This is a genomic window from Allobosea sp. 2RAB26 (assembly GCF_052115465.1).
Lineage (GTDB): Bacteria > Pseudomonadota > Alphaproteobacteria > Rhizobiales > Beijerinckiaceae > Allobosea.
In genome coordinates this window covers 33,319-50,296 of record NZ_JBFRGS010000029.1, presented here as the reverse complement: position 1 = coordinate 50,296, position 16,978 = coordinate 33,319, and the positions used below count along the sequence as shown (strand labels likewise).

The 16,978-nt window shown below is 59.8% G+C and carries 17 protein-coding genes and 2 pseudogenes; 9 read left to right on the top strand and 10 right to left on the bottom strand.

The window, feature by feature from the left end:
• Window positions 1–657 precede the first annotated feature (657 nt).
• Window positions 658–1,443, top strand: coding sequence for an exodeoxyribonuclease III (gene xth, locus AB4118_RS31680; RefSeq protein ID WP_441493467.1), 786 nt, complete (start codon window positions 658–660; stop codon window positions 1,441–1,443).
• A gap of 295 nt (window positions 1,444–1,738) precedes the next feature.
• On the opposite strand, the gene AB4118_RS31675 is transcribed toward xth, so the two are convergent.
• From AB4118_RS31675 to AB4118_RS31665, 3 genes and pseudogenes are all read right to left on the bottom strand, one after another.
• Window positions 1,739–1,945, bottom strand: a complete 207-nt coding sequence (locus AB4118_RS31675) for a type 2 periplasmic-binding domain-containing protein (RefSeq protein ID WP_441493466.1) — start codon at window positions 1,943–1,945, stop codon at window positions 1,739–1,741.
• Entirely contained in the window at window positions 1,942–2,367 is a 426-nt protein-coding gene (locus tag AB4118_RS31670; protein ID WP_441493470.1) for a LysR substrate-binding domain-containing protein, read from the bottom strand. The genes AB4118_RS31675 and AB4118_RS31670 overlap by 4 nt, the downstream gene beginning before the upstream one ends.
• 9 nt (window positions 2,368–2,376) lie before the next feature.
• A pseudogene (locus AB4118_RS31665) lies at window positions 2,377–2,484 on the bottom strand (cyclophilin-like fold protein); the annotation flags it as partial.
• A 187-nt stretch (window positions 2,485–2,671) separates the two neighbouring features.
• Here AB4118_RS31665 and AB4118_RS31660 point away from each other — a divergent pair.
• Together AB4118_RS31660 and AB4118_RS31655 are read left to right on the top strand one after the other, a co-directional pair.
• Window positions 2,672–3,526, top strand: a complete 855-nt coding sequence (locus AB4118_RS31660) for a transglutaminase-like domain-containing protein (RefSeq protein WP_441493465.1) — start codon at window positions 2,672–2,674, stop codon at window positions 3,524–3,526.
• A gap of 534 nt (window positions 3,527–4,060) precedes the next feature.
• A complete protein-coding gene (locus tag AB4118_RS31655; protein WP_441493464.1) occupies window positions 4,061–4,486 on the top strand; it encodes a DUF1236 domain-containing protein in 426 nt (141 codons plus the stop codon).
• Window positions 4,487–4,609: 123 nt separating this feature from the next.
• Here AB4118_RS31655 and AB4118_RS31650 read toward each other — a convergent pair whose 3' ends face one another.
• A complete protein-coding gene (locus tag AB4118_RS31650; RefSeq protein WP_441493463.1) occupies window positions 4,610–4,792 on the bottom strand; it encodes a DUF3606 domain-containing protein in 183 nt (60 codons plus the stop codon).
• Window positions 4,793–5,162: 370 nt separating this feature from the next.
• Here AB4118_RS31650 and AB4118_RS31645 point away from each other — a divergent pair, with 370 nt between their 5' ends.
• Window positions 5,163–6,230 (top strand): YihY/virulence factor BrkB family protein, encoded by a 1,068-nt coding sequence (locus tag AB4118_RS31645; RefSeq protein WP_441493462.1) that lies wholly within the window; start codon window positions 5,163–5,165, stop codon window positions 6,228–6,230.
• Between the two features lie 101 nt (window positions 6,231–6,331).
• Window positions 6,332–6,601 carry a hypothetical protein gene (locus tag AB4118_RS31640; RefSeq protein ID WP_441493461.1) on the top strand — a complete coding sequence of 90 codons (270 nt, stop codon included), beginning with the start codon at window positions 6,332–6,334 and terminating at the stop codon, window positions 6,599–6,601.
• Window positions 6,602–7,063: 462 nt separating this feature from the next.
• Here AB4118_RS31640 and AB4118_RS31635 read toward each other — a convergent pair whose 3' ends face one another.
• Complete coding sequence (locus tag AB4118_RS31635; RefSeq protein WP_441493460.1) at window positions 7,064–7,555, bottom strand: hypothetical protein; 492 nt, start codon at window positions 7,553–7,555, stop codon at window positions 7,064–7,066.
• Between the two features lie 344 nt (window positions 7,556–7,899).
• Between AB4118_RS31635 and AB4118_RS31630 the strand changes: the two genes are divergently transcribed.
• Window positions 7,900–9,111, top strand: a complete 1,212-nt coding sequence (locus tag AB4118_RS31630; protein ID WP_441493459.1) for a PDDEXK-like family protein — start codon at window positions 7,900–7,902, stop codon at window positions 9,109–9,111.
• Between the two features lie 140 nt (window positions 9,112–9,251).
• Here the strand turns inward: AB4118_RS31630 and AB4118_RS31625 are convergent, their stop codons facing one another.
• Window positions 9,252–10,094, bottom strand: a complete 843-nt coding sequence (locus tag AB4118_RS31625) for an SDR family NAD(P)-dependent oxidoreductase (protein ID WP_441493458.1) — start codon at window positions 10,092–10,094, stop codon at window positions 9,252–9,254.
• Window positions 10,095–10,541: 447 nt separating this feature from the next.
• Entirely contained in the window at window positions 10,542–11,360 is an 819-nt protein-coding gene (locus AB4118_RS31620; protein ID WP_441493457.1) for an NAD(P)H-dependent oxidoreductase, read from the bottom strand.
• A 96-nt stretch (window positions 11,361–11,456) separates the two neighbouring features.
• Between AB4118_RS31620 and AB4118_RS31615 the strand changes: the two genes are divergently transcribed.
• Window positions 11,457–12,392: a LysR family transcriptional regulator gene (locus AB4118_RS31615; protein WP_441493456.1), complete on the top strand. Its 936-nt coding sequence runs from the start codon at window positions 11,457–11,459 to the stop codon at window positions 12,390–12,392.
• Between the two features lie 896 nt (window positions 12,393–13,288).
• On the opposite strand, the pseudogene AB4118_RS31610 reads toward AB4118_RS31615, so the two are convergent.
• From AB4118_RS31610 to rocF, 3 genes and pseudogenes are all read right to left on the bottom strand, one after another.
• Window positions 13,289–13,442: pseudogene (locus AB4118_RS31610) on the bottom strand (transposase); the annotation flags it as partial.
• A 154-nt stretch (window positions 13,443–13,596) separates the two neighbouring features.
• Entirely contained in the window at window positions 13,597–14,649 is a 1,053-nt protein-coding gene (locus AB4118_RS31605) for an ornithine cyclodeaminase (protein ID WP_441493455.1), read from the bottom strand.
• 5 nt (window positions 14,650–14,654) lie between these two features.
• On the bottom strand, window positions 14,655–15,575 hold the full coding sequence (gene rocF, locus AB4118_RS31600; protein ID WP_441493454.1) for an arginase: 921 nt from the start codon (window positions 15,573–15,575) through the stop codon (window positions 14,655–14,657).
• A gap of 132 nt (window positions 15,576–15,707) precedes the next feature.
• On the opposite strand from rocF, the gene AB4118_RS31595 reads away from it, so the two are divergent.
• Entirely contained in the window at window positions 15,708–16,145 is a 438-nt protein-coding gene (locus tag AB4118_RS31595) for an Lrp/AsnC family transcriptional regulator (RefSeq protein ID WP_441493453.1), read from the top strand.
• A gap of 405 nt (window positions 16,146–16,550) precedes the next feature.
• Window positions 16,551–16,967, top strand: coding sequence for a hypothetical protein (locus tag AB4118_RS31590; RefSeq protein ID WP_441493452.1), 417 nt, complete (start codon window positions 16,551–16,553; stop codon window positions 16,965–16,967).
• Window positions 16,968–16,978: the final 11 nt, after the last annotated feature.

Below are 16,978 nucleotides of genomic sequence, written 5' to 3'. Positions count from 1 at the left end.
CCCGTAGCCATGGCTGTCCTCCTGAGCCCAAAAAAGGGCCCGCGGTGTCCTCCCACAGCGGGCCCAGTCAGGGGTCATGGGTAATGTCGGCTGAACGCGCATGGAAACGGAGGGTTCCGCCAAAACGCAAAAAGGCTCGCCACCCTTTTCAGAGCAGCGGGCCGGTTTCAAGAGGAAGCACCAAGCCGAGCGGCCGGCTGACGCAGCCAGATACCCAAAAGGAACATACGTACAAATTTGTTTTTAATGGCTTTCCCAAGGACCACTTCCTTAACCTGGCGCAACTCAAATGAAACGGCCTCGGCTGCCCGATGTCGATTCGTGGGTTTGGATTATGATTGCGGTGATGCTTGCCCTGGCCGTGGCTCACCCGCCCTCGGTGTTTCGGTCCGACACCGACCCTCATTTTGCATGGGGATGCCGACCATGTGGTCCCGGTATCAGACGCCGGGGCCATCGAGAGGCTGATCAAAAGTAACGGGGGACATGTCCAGAGCCATATCTATCCAGGCGAAGGAGATGGACTTTCTCTCGCGAGTTGGCCGGATGCGATATCGTGAGCACAGGCGTTCCTGCGGGAACCTCTGACGCTCGGCGGGAAAGGGCCGAAACCCCTGAGCTATGTGGAGAGATTCCCGGCTAGGAGGAGAGCCGTCATTGAAGATCGCGACCTACAATGTAAACGGCATCAACGGCCGCTTGTCGGTTCTTCTGCGGTGGCTGAAGCAGGACAACCCCGACGTAGTCTGTCTGCAGGAGCTGAAATGTTCCGATGATCGCTTTCCGGAGCGTGAGCTGCAGCAAGCCGGCTATGCGGCGGTTTGGCAGGGCCAGAAGAGTTGGAACGGTGTCGCCATCCTCGCAAGGCGCGGCCGCGCTCTTGTCCTGACGCGCCGGGGCTTACCCGGAGATCCCGATGACAGCCATAGCCGGTACATCGAGGCGGCGGTGAACGGGATGCTGATAGGGTGTCTCTATCTTCCCAATGGCAATCCCGCCCCTGGGCCCAAGTTCGAATACAAACTTCGCTGGTTTGATCGACTGCAAAGCTATGCCGAGGAGATACTATCACTCGACGTGCCGGTTGCGCTCGTTGGTGACTTCAATGTCATGCCGACGGCGCTGGATGTCTATGCGCCTGAGCGGTGGAGGGAGGACGCTCTCTTTCGCCCCGAGGTGAGGAAGGCATACGCCAAACTACTTGAACAGGGGTGGGTCGACGCCGTCAGGCACCTCCACCCCCACGAGCGCATCTACACGTTTTGGAAATACTGGCGCAACTCGTTTGAACGCGACGCGGGACTGCGGATTGACCACTTCCTGCTAAGCCCCGCTTTGGCTGCATCACTCAAGCGTGCGGAGATTCGGCGTTCGCCGCGTGGCTGGGAGCATACCAGTGACCACGCCCCGGTCCTGATAGAGCTTGAATACCCCCCGCCGTAGCTCGTCGAACTTGAAACAGATCGTTGCCAATTTCCCGCCGCCTTGCAGGAACCAAAGCCGTCACCATCTCGTTGTCCGCGCGGTGCCATCATCGCACCTGCCTGCTCTCCGGTTGGATGCGTTGCCGCGGATGTACCGGCCGCAACCGACAGGAGGGCAAAGCCAGTTTCCCGGCGATGGCCGGAGCCGTCTAGTCCTGACGATCGTCAGAGGCCCGCCGTTCACAGAACGGTGGGCTTATTTTTTGAAACGTAGAGCGAATTCCGGGGACGGGGGCGTCCTGTGCTCACTTGGATTAGGCTCCCGTGTAGGGAGAATTAGCCCGAACTAAGCGAGTGTTCTCTTCCCTGAATGCATCCACAAACTCACGCGCAATTCGTGAAAGTGGACGCACGCCCGGCTGGAACATCGCATAGCGATAATCGAGCCTGGGAAGGAACGGTTTCGCGATCAGTCCCACCTTCTGGAAATGCAGGCTGGTGACGACGTCGACGATGGTCACGCCGACGCCTTCCATGACCAGCGCGCAAGCGGTGCCGAAGAACTCGACATGAACGACCATGCGCAGCCGCGCCGAATGCCGGCGAAGGCGCGTTCGATCGCCTCGTGCAGGAAATGATCGGCATAAAGCGAGATGAAGGGGGCGTCGTCGAGATGGGCCGGCGTGATGACCGACTCGGCTGCGAGCGGATGATCGGCGGGCAGCATGCAGACGCAGGGGACTTCGATCGTCTCGATGACGGAGGCTGGGCTCTCGATCGGATGCTCGGCGAAACCGATATCAAAGGCCTCGATGCGGCCGAGATCGCGCACGGTGGGCGATGAGCGCGTGATGAAGCGCACTGTGCCGTCCGGCCAGCGCCTCAGGAGCCGAGAGATGATCGGCGGCAGGGCATAGGTGGCGAGGCCGGGCTGGCTAGCCAGCGACAGCGTTCACGAGCGTCGATCCGCTCTAGAAGAGGCTGGATCAATGCGCCCAAGCCGGATCAGCCCTCGGGACCATCGATAGTCCGCGTAGAAGAAGGCGAGGTTGCCCCAAGGTTACTTCGCGAAAAGGCCACGCCCTCCACAGGCGCAGGAACTTTTTCGGTAGCCCCGCACAGCTCCGGCGGAACGCGGAGCCCCGGATCAACTCCCCTCCACAATCTAGGCATCCCGACTGAGGAACCTCACGGCCCCCCGCGAAGTTCGGCTGGAGAAATTTCTGGCTTCGACAAGGAAATTCTCGATGGAAATCCGCCTCGGCTATCACATTGAGATTGTTACACAGCAGCCGACGCCGGCCCTTCTCTTGCTGGATCCTCATCCAGGCCGCGATGCCGATATCGTAAGTCGCCTGGTCCGGACGGTGACATCGCTGGTCGACGGAAACCCCGTGTTGACCAGCGAATATTCAGACAGCTTTGGCAATCGCCGTCGCCGCCTTGTCATACCGACGGGTGGCGTCGCATTCAAAAGTGCCATGATCGTGCGGGACTCGGGGGAAGTCGATCTCGCGAACCGCAGCGCTCGTGAAGTATTTCCGGGAGACCTACCTTCGGATACCCTAGACTACATCCTGCCAAGCCGGTACTGCGAATCCGATGAGCTTGCGGGCATTGCCTGGAATTTGTTTGGCAACTTCGCTGGTGGATGGAACCGCGTCCAGCAGATTTGCAACTTTGTGAATGCTCATATTCGCTTCGATTATCAACTGGCGCGGGCCACCCGCACGGCGGCGCAGTCGTTGAATGAAGGCGTAGGGGTCTGTCGCGATTTTACCCATCTCGCCATAGCGTTCTGCCGCGCCATGAATATTCCAGCGAGATATTGCAATGGGTTTCTCGGCGATATCGGAGTGCCGCCTGACCCAGCGCCAATGGATTACAATGCCTGGTTAGAGGCCTATCTCGACGGCTGTTGGTATACTTTCGACGCGCGGCACAACGTACCGCGGATTGGCCGCATCCTGGTCGCCAGGGGAAGAGACGCGGCGGACATCCCGATGATCCACACCTTCGGGCCGCATTTCCTTCAAAAATTCGAGGTGACAACCGACGAGCTTATCCCGCGTAACTGTGTCAGAAACCGGCGAACCGGCTGATAGGAGCAAAAGACCTCATTGGCCGGCATCGAAACCTCCCTATCACTTCCTGATCCGTTCAGAGCCGTTGCGACGTCAGTGCCGAACTCTGGCCAACCCGACGCCCTAACCGACACTTTGGACTCGCGCGAAGGCTCGCCCAATCCTGTAGTGACATTCCCTGAGAAAAGTGCGCGTCGTCGACCCAGTGCCCGCGACAAAAAATAACGGCAGTTAGCGGGGGGGCAGTATTATAAAATCTCGTTGGGTGCCGAGAGCCCTCGAACGCTCTTCGAGGGGGATGCTCTCCCGCGCGTGCACCGACCCGGATTGTTCGATCCGCTCTCAGCTTCCACGCCGTCGCGGGTGATTTCGCGAGGAAGCCGCTTCGGCCTCTGTCCGGATCGTCAATGTTGTAGAAGACGATCCCATCCGCGACATTCGAAAACTCTAAACAGTGCCATTGGCACCTGAGTCAAATTCTGAACAAACGTTCATGGAACCAATGGCTTAGCAGCCCGTTCTAATGGTCGGCGGGGGCCATTGGAGGTCGACATGATCAAGAAGATTATCCTGGTTTCTGCGCTTGCTCTTATGCCGGTCGGGGTTTTCGCGCAGTCGAATTCTGGTGCGGCAGGCGGCGCGGCGGCGGGTGCAGGAGCCGGAGCCGTCGGAGGCGCGATTGTCGGCGGTCCGGCTGGAGCGGCAGTTGGAGCCGTGGGCGGCGCCGTTGGCGGCGCGATCGTTGGCGGTATCGCGGCGGGTCAGCGTACTGAATTCCGCACCTATGTGAGGGAACAGAAGGTGCCGTCGGTCGCCTACAAGGAGAAGGTTGTGGTCGGTGCCACTCTTCCGGAGACCGTCACTTATAGGGAGGTGCCGGCTCGCTATGGAAAAACCGAGTATCGCTACACCGTCATCAACGATCAACCGGTCCTGGTCGAACCCAAGACCCGCAAGATCGTCCAGATCATCGAGTGACGTCTACGGCCCGCCGGAAACGGCGGGCCGCCACCAGAAGCTGCGGTCTTGCGTGCCTTGGTCGTATCCGCTTCACTTTGAACTCTAAAAGCTGATCGCTGCATAAAGCGGTACTACGACGAACTAATCAGGCTTGCCCAAAACCTTCGCGACGGCGGCCGAGCTCGGCCCCGCTTTTTCTACCGCCATTTTCAATTGCTCGATGCTGACGCCCCACTTTTGCGTCCAGTACTTCACCTCGTGGGGTTCATTCACATTGATGCGCGAGCGGTCCTGCGCACCTCTTTTGGTGAAATCGTCCGGCATGGGAACCTCCTTGAATCCCATTGAACCTCGCTCATGGATCTAAGTTCCGAGTGACGGTGGCAGATGGCGCGAGGATGTTCTCGGAAAGACGGAACCGGACCGATGGCGCTGACTGATGTCCGCGGTCCAGCTGGTGAGCGCCCAAATAGGCTGGTTACAGAGTGCGGGTTAGCGCAAAATATCCAATCGATCCTGCCCAAGCTGCTCGCACTCGTTCTTCGCGAACAGGATCAATATTAGAGCAACCCGGGCCGCCTGGGCGCGGCGGCCCTCCCGTCTGGCGCGGCAGCGGCGTTGACGCTCAAAAGAATGCGAGGTCCGCAACATTATCGAGCGTGTTGGCGTTGCTCCCCGCACGGAGGATATGCTGTTGCGGTATGAACGTGCACTCAGGGACGTGTCGCTAGCCCTCCTACTGGGCTTCCTGTCTGCGTATGCGATTTCTCGCTTTGAACGTTCCGACAGGAGCGCCCGGGACGATGCCTACGAGGAGAAGGTCGCGCATCGCACCAAGGCCGGAGAAAGTGCGGCCGTCCCGACCGAGAGTCCAGCGAAAGGTTGGACTGACATTGCTCGTCGCACCTACCACGAGGTTGAGCGCGATCGGGTCTTGGCAGTTGCGGCAGGTGTGACGTTTTATGGGCTGCTAGCCCTGTTTCCGGCACTAACCGCATTTGTCTCGCTTTACGGACTCGCCGCCGATCCGAGCACAATCGCCGTTCAATTCAATATGCTGGACGGATTCTTGCCCGCCGGGGCAACGGATTTTCTTCGTGAGCAGGTTGGCCGTATTGCAGCTGGCGGCGAAACAAAGCTTGGTTTTGCTTTCGCAGTCAGTTTTGGCTTGGCCGTGTGGAGCGCAAACGCCGGAGTGAAAGCACTATTTGATGCCTTGAACGTCGCATATGGCGAAGACGAAAAACGGGGTTTTATCAAGCTGAACCTTGTGTCGTTGGTATTCACCCTTGGGATCCTGGTGTTCTCGCTTGCCGCCCTTGGAGCGGTCGCTCTCATTCCCGTAATCTTGGATTACTCCCAACTCGGCGTCGCTGCAGAATGGCTCGTTACGTTGGGCCGCTGGCCAACCCTCATCGGACTTCTTCTTGCGCTGGCAGTTCTCTATCGATACGGACCAAGCCGTGATGAGGCACAATGGGCCTGGGTTAGTCCGGGCGCCTGTTTGGCGGCCGTTGGTTGGCTGGTCGCGTCGATGTTGTTTTCTTGGTACGTGGCGAACTTCGAAGACTACAACAAAACCTACGGCGCAATCGGCGCAGTGATAGGCCTGCTCACCTGGATGTGGTTGTCCGCGATGATCGTTCTCGTGGGCGCCGAATTAAATTCAGAAGCCGAACGCCAAACCTATCTCGACACCACAAAAGGTGCGCCGATGCCGATTGGCATGCGTGGCGCCGATGCGGCCGATCGCAAAGGATGACCCAATATTTGCTGCTGAACGCTTTCAGCAGGACCAAGGGAACAGGGACGGGCGCAGGTCGTTAGGCTCACATCGATGTTGCCGCCAACCTGGAGACCGCCATGGCCACGTCCAAGAGACAAACCGGCACCCGGCCCCGTTCGACATCCCAAGGCGCCGAATTGGCTCAAACACTGAGGGATGCTGGCAGCACCGTTTCAGACAATCTGCGTTCCGTGGGTGTCAATACAGACGAAATGGTAGAAATCGCTGAACGGCGCGTGACGGAACTCCAGGAAATGCTGATGGACGAGATTCGGGCTCGGCCTCTTAGAGCACTTGGCTGGGCGGCAGCCGCGGGCCTGCTGGTCGGCTTGTGGGCGGCGAAATAGCTCATGGGATCGCTGATAGCCACATTGGTTGCGCCTCTCGCCGCGGCGATCAAACAAAAGGTGATTGCCTACGCACTCATGGTATGTGCTGTGTTGCTGGTTGTTTTTGCGACCGCCTACACTCTCGATGCGGCGCACAGCTGGCTGGCGTTTCGATATGGCCCAATCAGCGCAAGCTTGAGCGTCGCAGGCGCCCTGCTCGTCACGGCGGGCGTTTGCGTCGGATTTGCATTCTATATCCGCGGGCGGCCGGTCTCGACGCTGCCGGCCGCAAAGGCGTCCCTTGAGACTTACGCGCGTTTGCTTCGTCCCAAGTTTTCAAAGACCGGTGTGGCACTGGCCGCGGCCATTGCTGGTGGGCTGACTTCATTCACGGCTATCGCAAGCTCGAGGCGTCTAAGGTCAATATTGTCCGGCCGGCCTAGATAATCCCTAAGGCCGCCCGAGCAGACTTAGTTGGTTTTAACCAAAACGACGCGGGCATTTGCTGCCTTCCGAGCGCTTCAGGACATTCATCGTGACCTCGCGTTTGTGTCGATGCACACGCAAATCGAATTGAGAGGCGCCTATAGTCCGCGTATTGTCACGTCGTCGAAGAATGATGGCAGGATCGGATCGGTTAGCCTCCCCTCGTTCGTCGCCGCCCGCAATCGCAGGCCCAGGCGCGCGGCCAGCATCGCGAAAGGTGCGGCGGCAGCCCACGCCTGAGGCGAACAGGCCACTGATAGGCAGTCGGTGTCCGCCGGCGCCTTCGCAGGAAGCCTCAGAACAATTCCGCAAGCGGCGCTGTTCCTGATAAATCGCCGCGTCGAAGATCCCCTCAAACAGTCCAGCAGCCTCTGCTTTCAAGCCATGCTTGCCAAAACCGAGGGCGATCAGTGCGCTGTCATGGGGGCATGCCGAGCCATTGTGATAGGACATCGGATTGTAGCGGGCTTCATCGACATTAAGCACCGCACATCACAGCTGATCCACACGCACCATCTGCAGGAAATTGACGGCGGCGGGGTCGTCGGCGTCGCGGTGGTCACACGATGTTCTGTGGTCCGAACACCGGATTTCCGTCATGACTGACCAGCCAACGAGCCAGGGTTTTCCTCCCGATTGCGCAGTAGTCCTTTCCTCCCTCGTCACCTGGCTCGAGGGAATGAGCTACTCATTGCCGCTTCGAAATCTCAGTAGAGAGATGCCCCTACGGGACACTACCTGCTGGCTCAGCGCTTGAGAAAAGACACCCAGGCCCTGAAGCAAGAAGTCCTGCGCCTTCGTTCGGCGCTCGAGGACCGCGGGGCTCGCTCATGAACGACGTTGCCATGCTTGATCATATCACCGCCCTCACCGCGACCCTCGCGGCGGCGGACAAGCAGTCGGCTGAAAAGCTCGCCCCCGCCTTCTCGCCGTTTGCCTTCATGGAAACGGATGAGCTCGGTTTGTCACGACTAATTGGCTGGCTGATCAACCCCTCCGGCAGCCATGCGCAAGGCGCGAGCTTCCTCGATGCCTTTGTCCGTCATCTGGGAATTCCATGGCAGCCGGTCGATTGCGCGGCGGCACAGATCACGCTTGAGGCCCCCACGCCTCGTCTGACCGAATTCCGGCGCATCGACGTCCTGGTTGAATCCCATGGCCGCGCCATTGCCATCGAGAACAAGCCAACGGCCGCGGACCAGGCCAGACAGGTTCAGGACTACTTCACCCACCTGGATCAGCACTATCCGCTGGGAGGGTATCTGATCTATCTGTCCCGCAATGGCACCGGTCCTTCGCCTTTCAGTATCCCTCCGGAGGAAGCCGAGCGGCGCACGCAGAGCAGGCAGCTCCTGGTGCTCGGCTATGTCGGTCTACTGCCTTGGCTGGAGACGTGTCGTAGCCTCTGTCTCGCATCCCGCATCAATAGCTTCATCTCGGATTTCGAGACTTACATCCGCCGCCGGTTCAATGGAGAGAGGACCGTGACTACGCACGACCAACTCGTCACCGATTTCGTGACATCGCCGACACGCCTGGCTTCGGCGCTGAACGTCATCGCCGCTGCGGACGCACTTCGCCTCAGACTGATCGGGCGGCTCCAGGATGACATTCGCACCGAAGCGGCCGGTCGGGGCTGGACGCTCCTGCCCGAAATCCGATCGACGATCCAATGGTCCGGGTTCAGCATCCTGTTCGGGGGCAACGACGAGCTGAAGTTCAGAGTCGAATTCGGCGATGAGCGGCGCTCGTCCTGCTGCTTCGGCGTTTGGGGTATGGGCCCCGGTCACAAAGAGTACGCCCCAGTAGGCAACCTGCTGACCAGCGCCTTCGGCCGGGGACGGGAGCATCATGTGTCGCCTTGGCACCGCAATCCCCGCCCTCAAGAAGCCCCTCTGCCGATCGAGGACAACTGGTTCAACAGCGACGCGCCATGGCGGGCGATCGCCGATGGCACCATGGCCCCAAAAATCATTGCGGCCGCTCAGTCCTTCCATGACGTGTTGGCACCCCAAGGGTACGTCGGCCGCCGGCTCCCCTGATGCCCCTTGTGCTGCTTCCGGGGGGCTCCAACTGATGCGGCATTCGCCGGCGATGATGGTCGGGATCGTTTCCGCTTGCGTTAAGGGGCGTCTACAGATTGGAATTGGCGCACCTCAAGCGTGCCAGATCACGCAAGGCTTCATTCGCCCAGCTCCTTCTTCACGAACGCTTCGAACCGATCCTTCCAAGCCGGGTTCCATCGCGAGAGAGCGGGCCGGTTCTCGGTCATGTCCTCGGCGCTCCAGCGGATGCGAGCCGCATCGAGTTCGGGCGTGACCATACCGTCGGGACAAATCACGTAGAAATCGCCACCTTCGACCGCCCCGATCATTCGCTCAACGACCTGATCGGCCGTCCATGTACCCACGGGTTGCTTGCCGTCGGGGGCATTGGTCAAGCCCGTATAGGTCCAGCCGGGAACCAACAGGTGCGCGCTCACGGGCTTACCGGTTTCGAGAAGGCCGTGAGCGAGCTGCTCGGTCAGCGTTTTTACGCCCGCTTTCGATACCGCGTAGGCCGCGAACCCCGGCGGATTGGTGATGCCCTGCTTCGATCCGGTGTTGATGATCGCCGCGCGAGTACCTTGTTCAAGTATCGCCGGGGTGAATGCATGCACGCCATTGACGACACCCCAAAGGTTCACCTCCAGGATTCGACGCCAGGCGTCGAGACCATTCCAGTTGTCGCTGCCCTCGCCACCGATTGCGGCGTTGTTCATGAGCACATTGACCTCCCCGAAGGCTTGGAACGCCGCGTCCCGGAGACGCTCAACGTCCGCGAACTGCCCCACATCCCCGGCGATGGTCTTAGTCTCCGCCGCCAGTGAACCGGCTACCTCGGCCAACCCGGCTGCATCCTTGTCGAACAGGACAATGCGCATGCCGATCCCAGAAAACCGCTCGGCAGCGGCGCGTCCGATGCCGCTGGCAGCCCCGGTAATGACAGCCACCTTCCCAGGAGCGAATGGCGTTTCCGATGCCATCTGATTTCTATCCATGTCTCGGGACCTCTCGTCATCACCGGTATGGACTAGGGGTTTAAGGAGCCGAAGCAGCGACCGATTCGCGCCGACGGCCGCCGATGGCTATTCCCCTACCTCGACCGCTGGATACGCGATCATTTCATCCCGCCTGCCCTCTTGGAAGCCGAAAGCGAAGGCGTCCGCCTGCCGGGACCTAGAAGGGTGCGGTCGGTCAGTCCTCGACCGCCGGCGCTCGTCGAAAATCTGGAGGCAACAACACCAGGCGCCGAGGGGACCCTTGACTGCCCTGCAAGGGCCAGTCTCGCCCCGTCAGGCGGTCTGCTGGGAAGGTATGAAGGCAAGTGGGCCTGCGCACCGATGCCGAGTTTGAATAAACACGGGGGCAACGTTATCAGGCCCACATGATGGCCGCCGTTGCTATGCGGCCAATCACACCCATTGTAAGAATTAAGCACGTCGCCTTTCAACGGCAGCCTCTCTCGGCTCCGAGCGGAGATGAAGGCGAAATCCCGACGTATTCGGATCCTCCAGTTCAGGACGGAGATGCAAGCTCGGGATGAAATAGTCCCCCGCATTTTGAGACCGATACGGAATTGGCTCGACCGTCTCCAAGGACCGCATTCTCTCGCGCAGGGCAAAGCTGATCTCCTTGAACCCCCGTGCGTCAAGCTTGTCCACCCGGTAGGTGACAAAGGAAGGAAGGACATCGTAGCCAGGATAGTAGAGAATACCGTGATTGATTGGGAACAATAGATCGTCGATGGGTCCGTTGATCCCACGCGGGGAGTAGTGTTCTTCCCATCCGCCCGTGGTAACGATCAACATCGCGCGTTTGCCTGCAAATGTTCCTTCCCCGAAACGATCCCCCCAATGCTTGTCGCTGTGTTCCCCGACGCCATAGGCGAAACCATAGGCATAGACGCGATCGACCCAGCCCTTGAGGATCGCCGGCATTGAATACCACCACAACGGAAACTGGAGGATCAACGTGTCAGCCCAGAGGAGTTTCTCCTGCTCGGCTTTGACATCCTCTGTGAGGGATTGAGCCTCGAAGGCTTCACCGGAGGCCTGGGCAACGCGCAATCGATCGTTCGCGGCAAGCAACGGGAAGTCAGAGCGGTCAACTTCTGATCTCCAGCGCATCGCATAGAGGTCAGAAACCTTTACCTCATGACCGGCTGCTTCGAGCTCGCGAATTGCCACATCGCGCAGCGACGCAGCGAGAGATTCAGGTTCAGGATGTGCGAAAACGAGAAGAATTTTCATGGGCTTCCATCCGACTGGATTTGAGAACAATCGGAAGAGTAGATGTCCCAGGAGTGATCCGGTATGTGTGGGTAATGGATATGATATTGCCAGAAAATGGATAGAACAGATATCACGCTCGAACGGATGCGCACTTTCATCCGTATTGCGGAGAGAGGAAGTCTGTCGGCAGTAGCCCGCGAGATGGGAACGGGCCAATCGACCGTCACACGGCATTTGCAGGAACTGGAAGGAGCCGTAGGTGCGCCGCTACTCAACCGGACCACTCGTCGCGTTGCACTGACAGATGAAGGCAGCCGCTACTACGCCCACTGCATGCAGATTCTTCGGATGGTTGAGCAGGCCACTGAGGAAATCCGCGAACTGCGCAGAACACCGGCGGGGACCATTCGCGTATCATGCACCGCCGCGCTTGGTGTCCTTCACATCACGCGCCTGATCTTTTCATTTCAGGAGCGCTACCCACAGATTCGCGTCGACCTAAGCCTTACTGATGAGCGGATCGATCTGGTCAAGGAAGGGGTCGACATCGCTCTGCGCCTTGGTCCCTTGGCTGACAGTTCGATGAAGCTCCGGCATCTGGGCAGCAGCAGCCGCCTCTTGGTTGCCGCGCCAAGTTATCTTGCGGCCCACGGGCGACCTGCGGTTCCGGAAGACCTCGCAACGCACAATGTTATCCGCATGTCGAACATTGCGGGAAGCGAGGTAATCGCCCTCCGGCGCCTGGACGGCCGGCACCACTCTGTTGCTGTCGATGGCCGCCTGCGTGTGGATCATGGCCTTGCAGCGCGGGAAGCCTTCTTGAACGGGCAAGGCATCGGCCCGGCTCATCGCTGGCTAGTCAACGACCTGATCGAGAGCGGTCAGCTCGAGGTTCTCCTTCCCGACTATGATCTGTCGCCTGTTCCCTTCAACATGCTGATTGTTCCCGAACGCTCCGACGTCTCGCGGATCCGTCTGCTGATTGAGTTCGTTGCTGGCGAGGCGACGCGCCTGCCAGGCATGAAGACAACTGTGGCGACATGGTCATGACCGATCAGAACGTTGGGAAATCTAGCCGCCAGGGCCTCTGATTTACCGGGGTTCGATCGAGGACTTGTCCAAAAAAGCACCCAGTTTCGAATCCTGGGTGCTTTTTTGGACAAGCAGGCCATCCGCGGCGGCCGCAAGAAATTCGGCGAGTTGCCTCTCTCGAACGACGACGTGGTCGCCTTGGCCGCCCGAACGCGGTGCCGATTAGCCACATGAACTCGCCGAGTTTGGTGTGAGCGTGCCGACAGTGAAGGCGTCATCAGCTCCCGGTACCGTTTGGCTCCCATTGGAGGACTGCATGCGTTCGTCCCTTGCGCCGGATCGTTTCCAAGACGAACCGCTTGTCCCCGACGTACTTCCGGCGAATGATGAACAATAGGCGAACAGGAGATGGAGCTCGTATTGGGTGAAAGCCGGTATTTGTCCTCCGAACGGACCGCTTCACAGCACCGGTTTACCGCCGGCCTGGACTGCTACGCATCGGTGATCCTGGAGTTGATCGGGGAGTGGAGGCGCGTGGCCATGCCGAGGCCTTGCGAGCGCCCAATTTACGATTGCGTCGCCGCGAACTTCCTTCGGCTAGCGCGCGAGTGCGTGGGCAATGACAACAACCGTAACCTTCGTCGACTCGGCGCACTTCTAGCTGGCGAACTCCGACTGGTGTGCGCACTGGGGCTGTTCACCGGCGGGCTCCTGAAGGGAGAGGCTGCCTCTATCATTACAGACCACGTTTTCGGAGAAGCACTGGCTCGCTCGGATGCCGCCCACGTAAAAGCGCTTCCGACCAGCTACGAGCTCGGACAGTTCCTGAGCGGGATCGGCATCGCGGCAGCCGATGTGGCTGACGCAAAACGAAGGCACCGAGCGGGTCGAGATGCCCTGGATGTAGGCCTACCTGGAAGGTAGGAGCCCTTGCGCAGTTTGGGGATGCGCAACTCGGCCGTGTCGGCTCGCGTCTCCCAGTCGCGTTCGCGATAGCCGTTTCGCTGCGACGGCCGCCGACCCCAAGTTCCACCTGACGCAGGCGGAAAAGCCGATCACCTCGTGCAGAAGATCGGCGTTGGCTCCAGCAGCCCACGCCACACCCCATTCAACAAAGCCTGAAAGGCTTGTCTCCTGACCTGAAGAGGGACTCGATCTTTCACATTTTGAGAAGTCTACGGTATCCGTCGTTCAACTCCACAATGATATCGTTCGCCATCCGCTAGGCGGCGGCTGCGACCGCGGCGCGCATAAGCATGCCGAAGAGGTCACGCGGATCATCCGGATCGGCGATCAGATCCAACTCGTCGAAGATGCCAGTCTCGCGGATGCAGCCATGCACGTAGCGAAGCGCCGAGAAGTCCTCGATGGCGAAGCCAACCGAGTCGAACAGGGTGATCTGGCGATCGCCCCGCCTTCCGGGAGCAGTACCTGCGATAACGCGCCAGAGCTCTTCGACTGGATGGTCAGGGGGCAGTTGCTGGATGTCACCTTCGATCCGAGTTTGTGGGGGATACTCCACGAAAATATCCGAACGCAGCAGCACCTCACGCTGGACTTCTGTCTTGCCCGGGCAGTCGCCGCCAACAGCGTTTATGTGGACCCCTGCCCCAACCATATTGTCCGAAAGGACCGTGGCGAGCTGTTTGTCCGCGGTTACGGTCGTAATGATTTGCGCGCCCTCAACCGCTTCCATTGCGCTCCGACAGGCCGTTATCGAGAAGCCATGTTTCGAGAGGTTGGCGGCGCATTTGCGCGTAGCAGCCTCATCAGTGTCGTACAGCCGAATGTTGCGGATACCGAGCAATGCCTTGAAGGCTAAGGCCTGGAATTCCGACTGAGCGCCATTCCCAATCATGGCCATGCAGGTCGCGTTTTGCGGAGCCAAATATTTAGCCGCGACAGCGGACATAGCCGCCGTACGCAACGCCGTCAGGATGGTCATCTCGCTGAGCAGGATCGGGTAACCCGTCGATACATCCGAGAGCAGCCCGAACGCGGTGACCGTCTGCAATCCATCACGGGTATTTTTCGGGTGGCCGTTGACGTACTTAAAGCCGTAGTGGAGGCCATCGCTCGTCGGCATCAACTCGATGACGCCATCGAGACTGTGTGAAGCGATCCGCGGCGTCTTGTCAAAAGTCTCCCACCGTCGAAAGTCCTCCTCAATGTAGGTCGCGAGTTCGGTGAGGAAGCGTTCGACGCCGATCCGATGGACCAGAGTCATCATTCGGTCGACGCTGACGAAAGGAACGATGTTGAGTTTTGCTGTCATGGCTTTCACGCGGCTTTAGTCGAACGGCTCAGAATGCGGCGGCCGCATAGGCTGGCGACGAGATCGACCATCAAGTGGGCAGTCTGCCCGCTTTGGTCGAGATTGGGATTGAGTTCGACCACGTCGAGGCTGGTGACCAGGCCGCTCTCGTGAAGGAGTTCCATGACCAGATGAGCTTCACGGAATGTGGCACCGCCCGGGACTGTAGTTCCCACCGCGGGTGCGATGCTCGGATCGAGAAAATCCACGTCGAGGCTGACGTGAAGCAGGCCATCTTCCGCCCGAACGCGCTCTAGAAATTCATTGAGCGGTGGGACCACGCCCTGCCGGTCAATCATGCTCATGTCGCAGGCGAAAACGCCCGCATCGGTCAGAGCGAGCCGCTCCGCGTCGTCCACGCTTCGCAGGCCGAATGCGCAGACGCGGCTCGGGCTTATGCTAACCGGCAGGTCGGGAAGATATCCATCGAACCCCGGCAAGCCGCAGAGATAAGCCAGGGGAACACCGTGCAGATTGCCGCTTTCAGTCGTGTCGAGCGTGTGAAAGTCGGAGTGGGCGTCGATCCACATCACGAATAGCGGGCGCCCCGATTCAGCGGCCCGGCGAGCAAGGCCACTGACCGTTCCCATCGAGATGCTGTGGTCCCCGCCCAAAAAAATGGGGAAGCAGCCGTCGGCTGCGCTGTGGACCGCATCCGCAATGGACCTGGTCCAGCTCGCAACCGCAGACAGGTTGCGAACCGCGGCATTCGGGTGCTCCGGAGACTCAAGATCCAGCCTCGCGATGTCGCCCCAATCTTCCACGTCATGGCCGAGTGCAGAGAGAGCCTTGGCCAAACCGGCTTCTCTTAGGGCACGAGGCCCCATGGTGCAGCCGTTGCGGTCCGTACCCTCTTCGACGGGGGCTCCCATCACCCTGCACAGCATCAGTTCTTCTCTCCCAGTTGCATTTCCGGATTGGAGACGTTTTTCGCGGCAGGGGTAAGCAGGCAAATTGCATCTAATGGCGAGGCATTATATCAGATTGAGCACCTAACTTGCTCGAATTGGTCACCTACGATGGATGCGTTCGATCACAGGCTCATCACCGCGCTGCGCCACGACGGTCGCCGCAGCATCTCGGACCTGGCCGGAGAGCTTGGCACGACGCGCGCGACTGTCCGCGCCCGGATGGAGCGTCTTGTTCAGAGCGGTGAGATCGTCGGGTTTACGGTGATCTTGCGCGCGGACGCGATAGAGTTGCCCGTTCGCGGCATCATGTTGATCGAGGTAGGCGGACAGGGCACCGACGCGGTCGTCCGTGAGTTGAGCGGATTCCCCGAGGTCTCCGCAGTGCACACGACAAACGGCAAATGGGATCTAGTGGCCGAGCTTGGGACCACCGACCTCATCGAGTTCGACAAGGTGCTGCGCCGCATTCGCCTTGTATCGGGTATCGTTGCGAGCGAAACAAACTTGCTGCTGGCGACGCCGCGCAGCGTCAAAGCCAAGCTCTAGTGTGTGCTGCTTTCGATGGGGGCCGATATGGCGCTCCACTCGTCCGGGGCGAAACCGGATGAGATCGTTGGGTCTCTTCCTCAGGTATGCGCAGTCAGTTCAAAGACACAGGCACGGCACCCGTTCCAATGTCTCTGGAGTGAATTTTCGCCTTCCGATGGGATGCCCAAGCGGATGTGAAGGTGCCCGGGACGCAGACTTTTCACTTTGCTTCGGGCTTAAGCGAAGCCCTAACCAAGATTGCACCCAGTTTCGCATTTTGGGTGCAGTTTTGGTCAGATCTCCGGCTTGCTCCGACGCAACCGTTGGTCGGCATCGAGGGATTGCAAACTTCTACATTCGCTCGATCGCGTCGAGCCTAAGTTACCACTATTACCTTCCGGTGAGCGGCGGCTTCCCGGACCGGTGCTGGTCGACCACGATCGCCGCGCGCCCACCTCTCGACGCTGGGCTGGTCACAGTCGCGCCTCGGCCGGTGGCGGGACCGACCTGACGGGACCGTCCCCGTCGGTCAAGCGGGCGTCGATCAGCGGCCTCACACTCGTGATCAATGCGCTGGCTACGCACGTGATCGAGTACGGGACCCTCGCCGCCGACGAAGGACGGTCGCGATCTCGTGGAGCACCGAGAACCTATCTCGCGGTTCGCTGGGAAGGACGAGGCGGCGCTGCGATTGAGGCAGCGCCTGAACGCATTGGCTTCGGCAGCCGCCTCGTCGACAACTCGATCGCCTCTCAGTTCAGCGGCACGTTCACGCAAGACTGGCAGCGAGAAGGGGTCGCGGTGTCCATCAGCCTGCCCCTCGCCTCGATCGTGAGTTAGCGTGCTGCCCG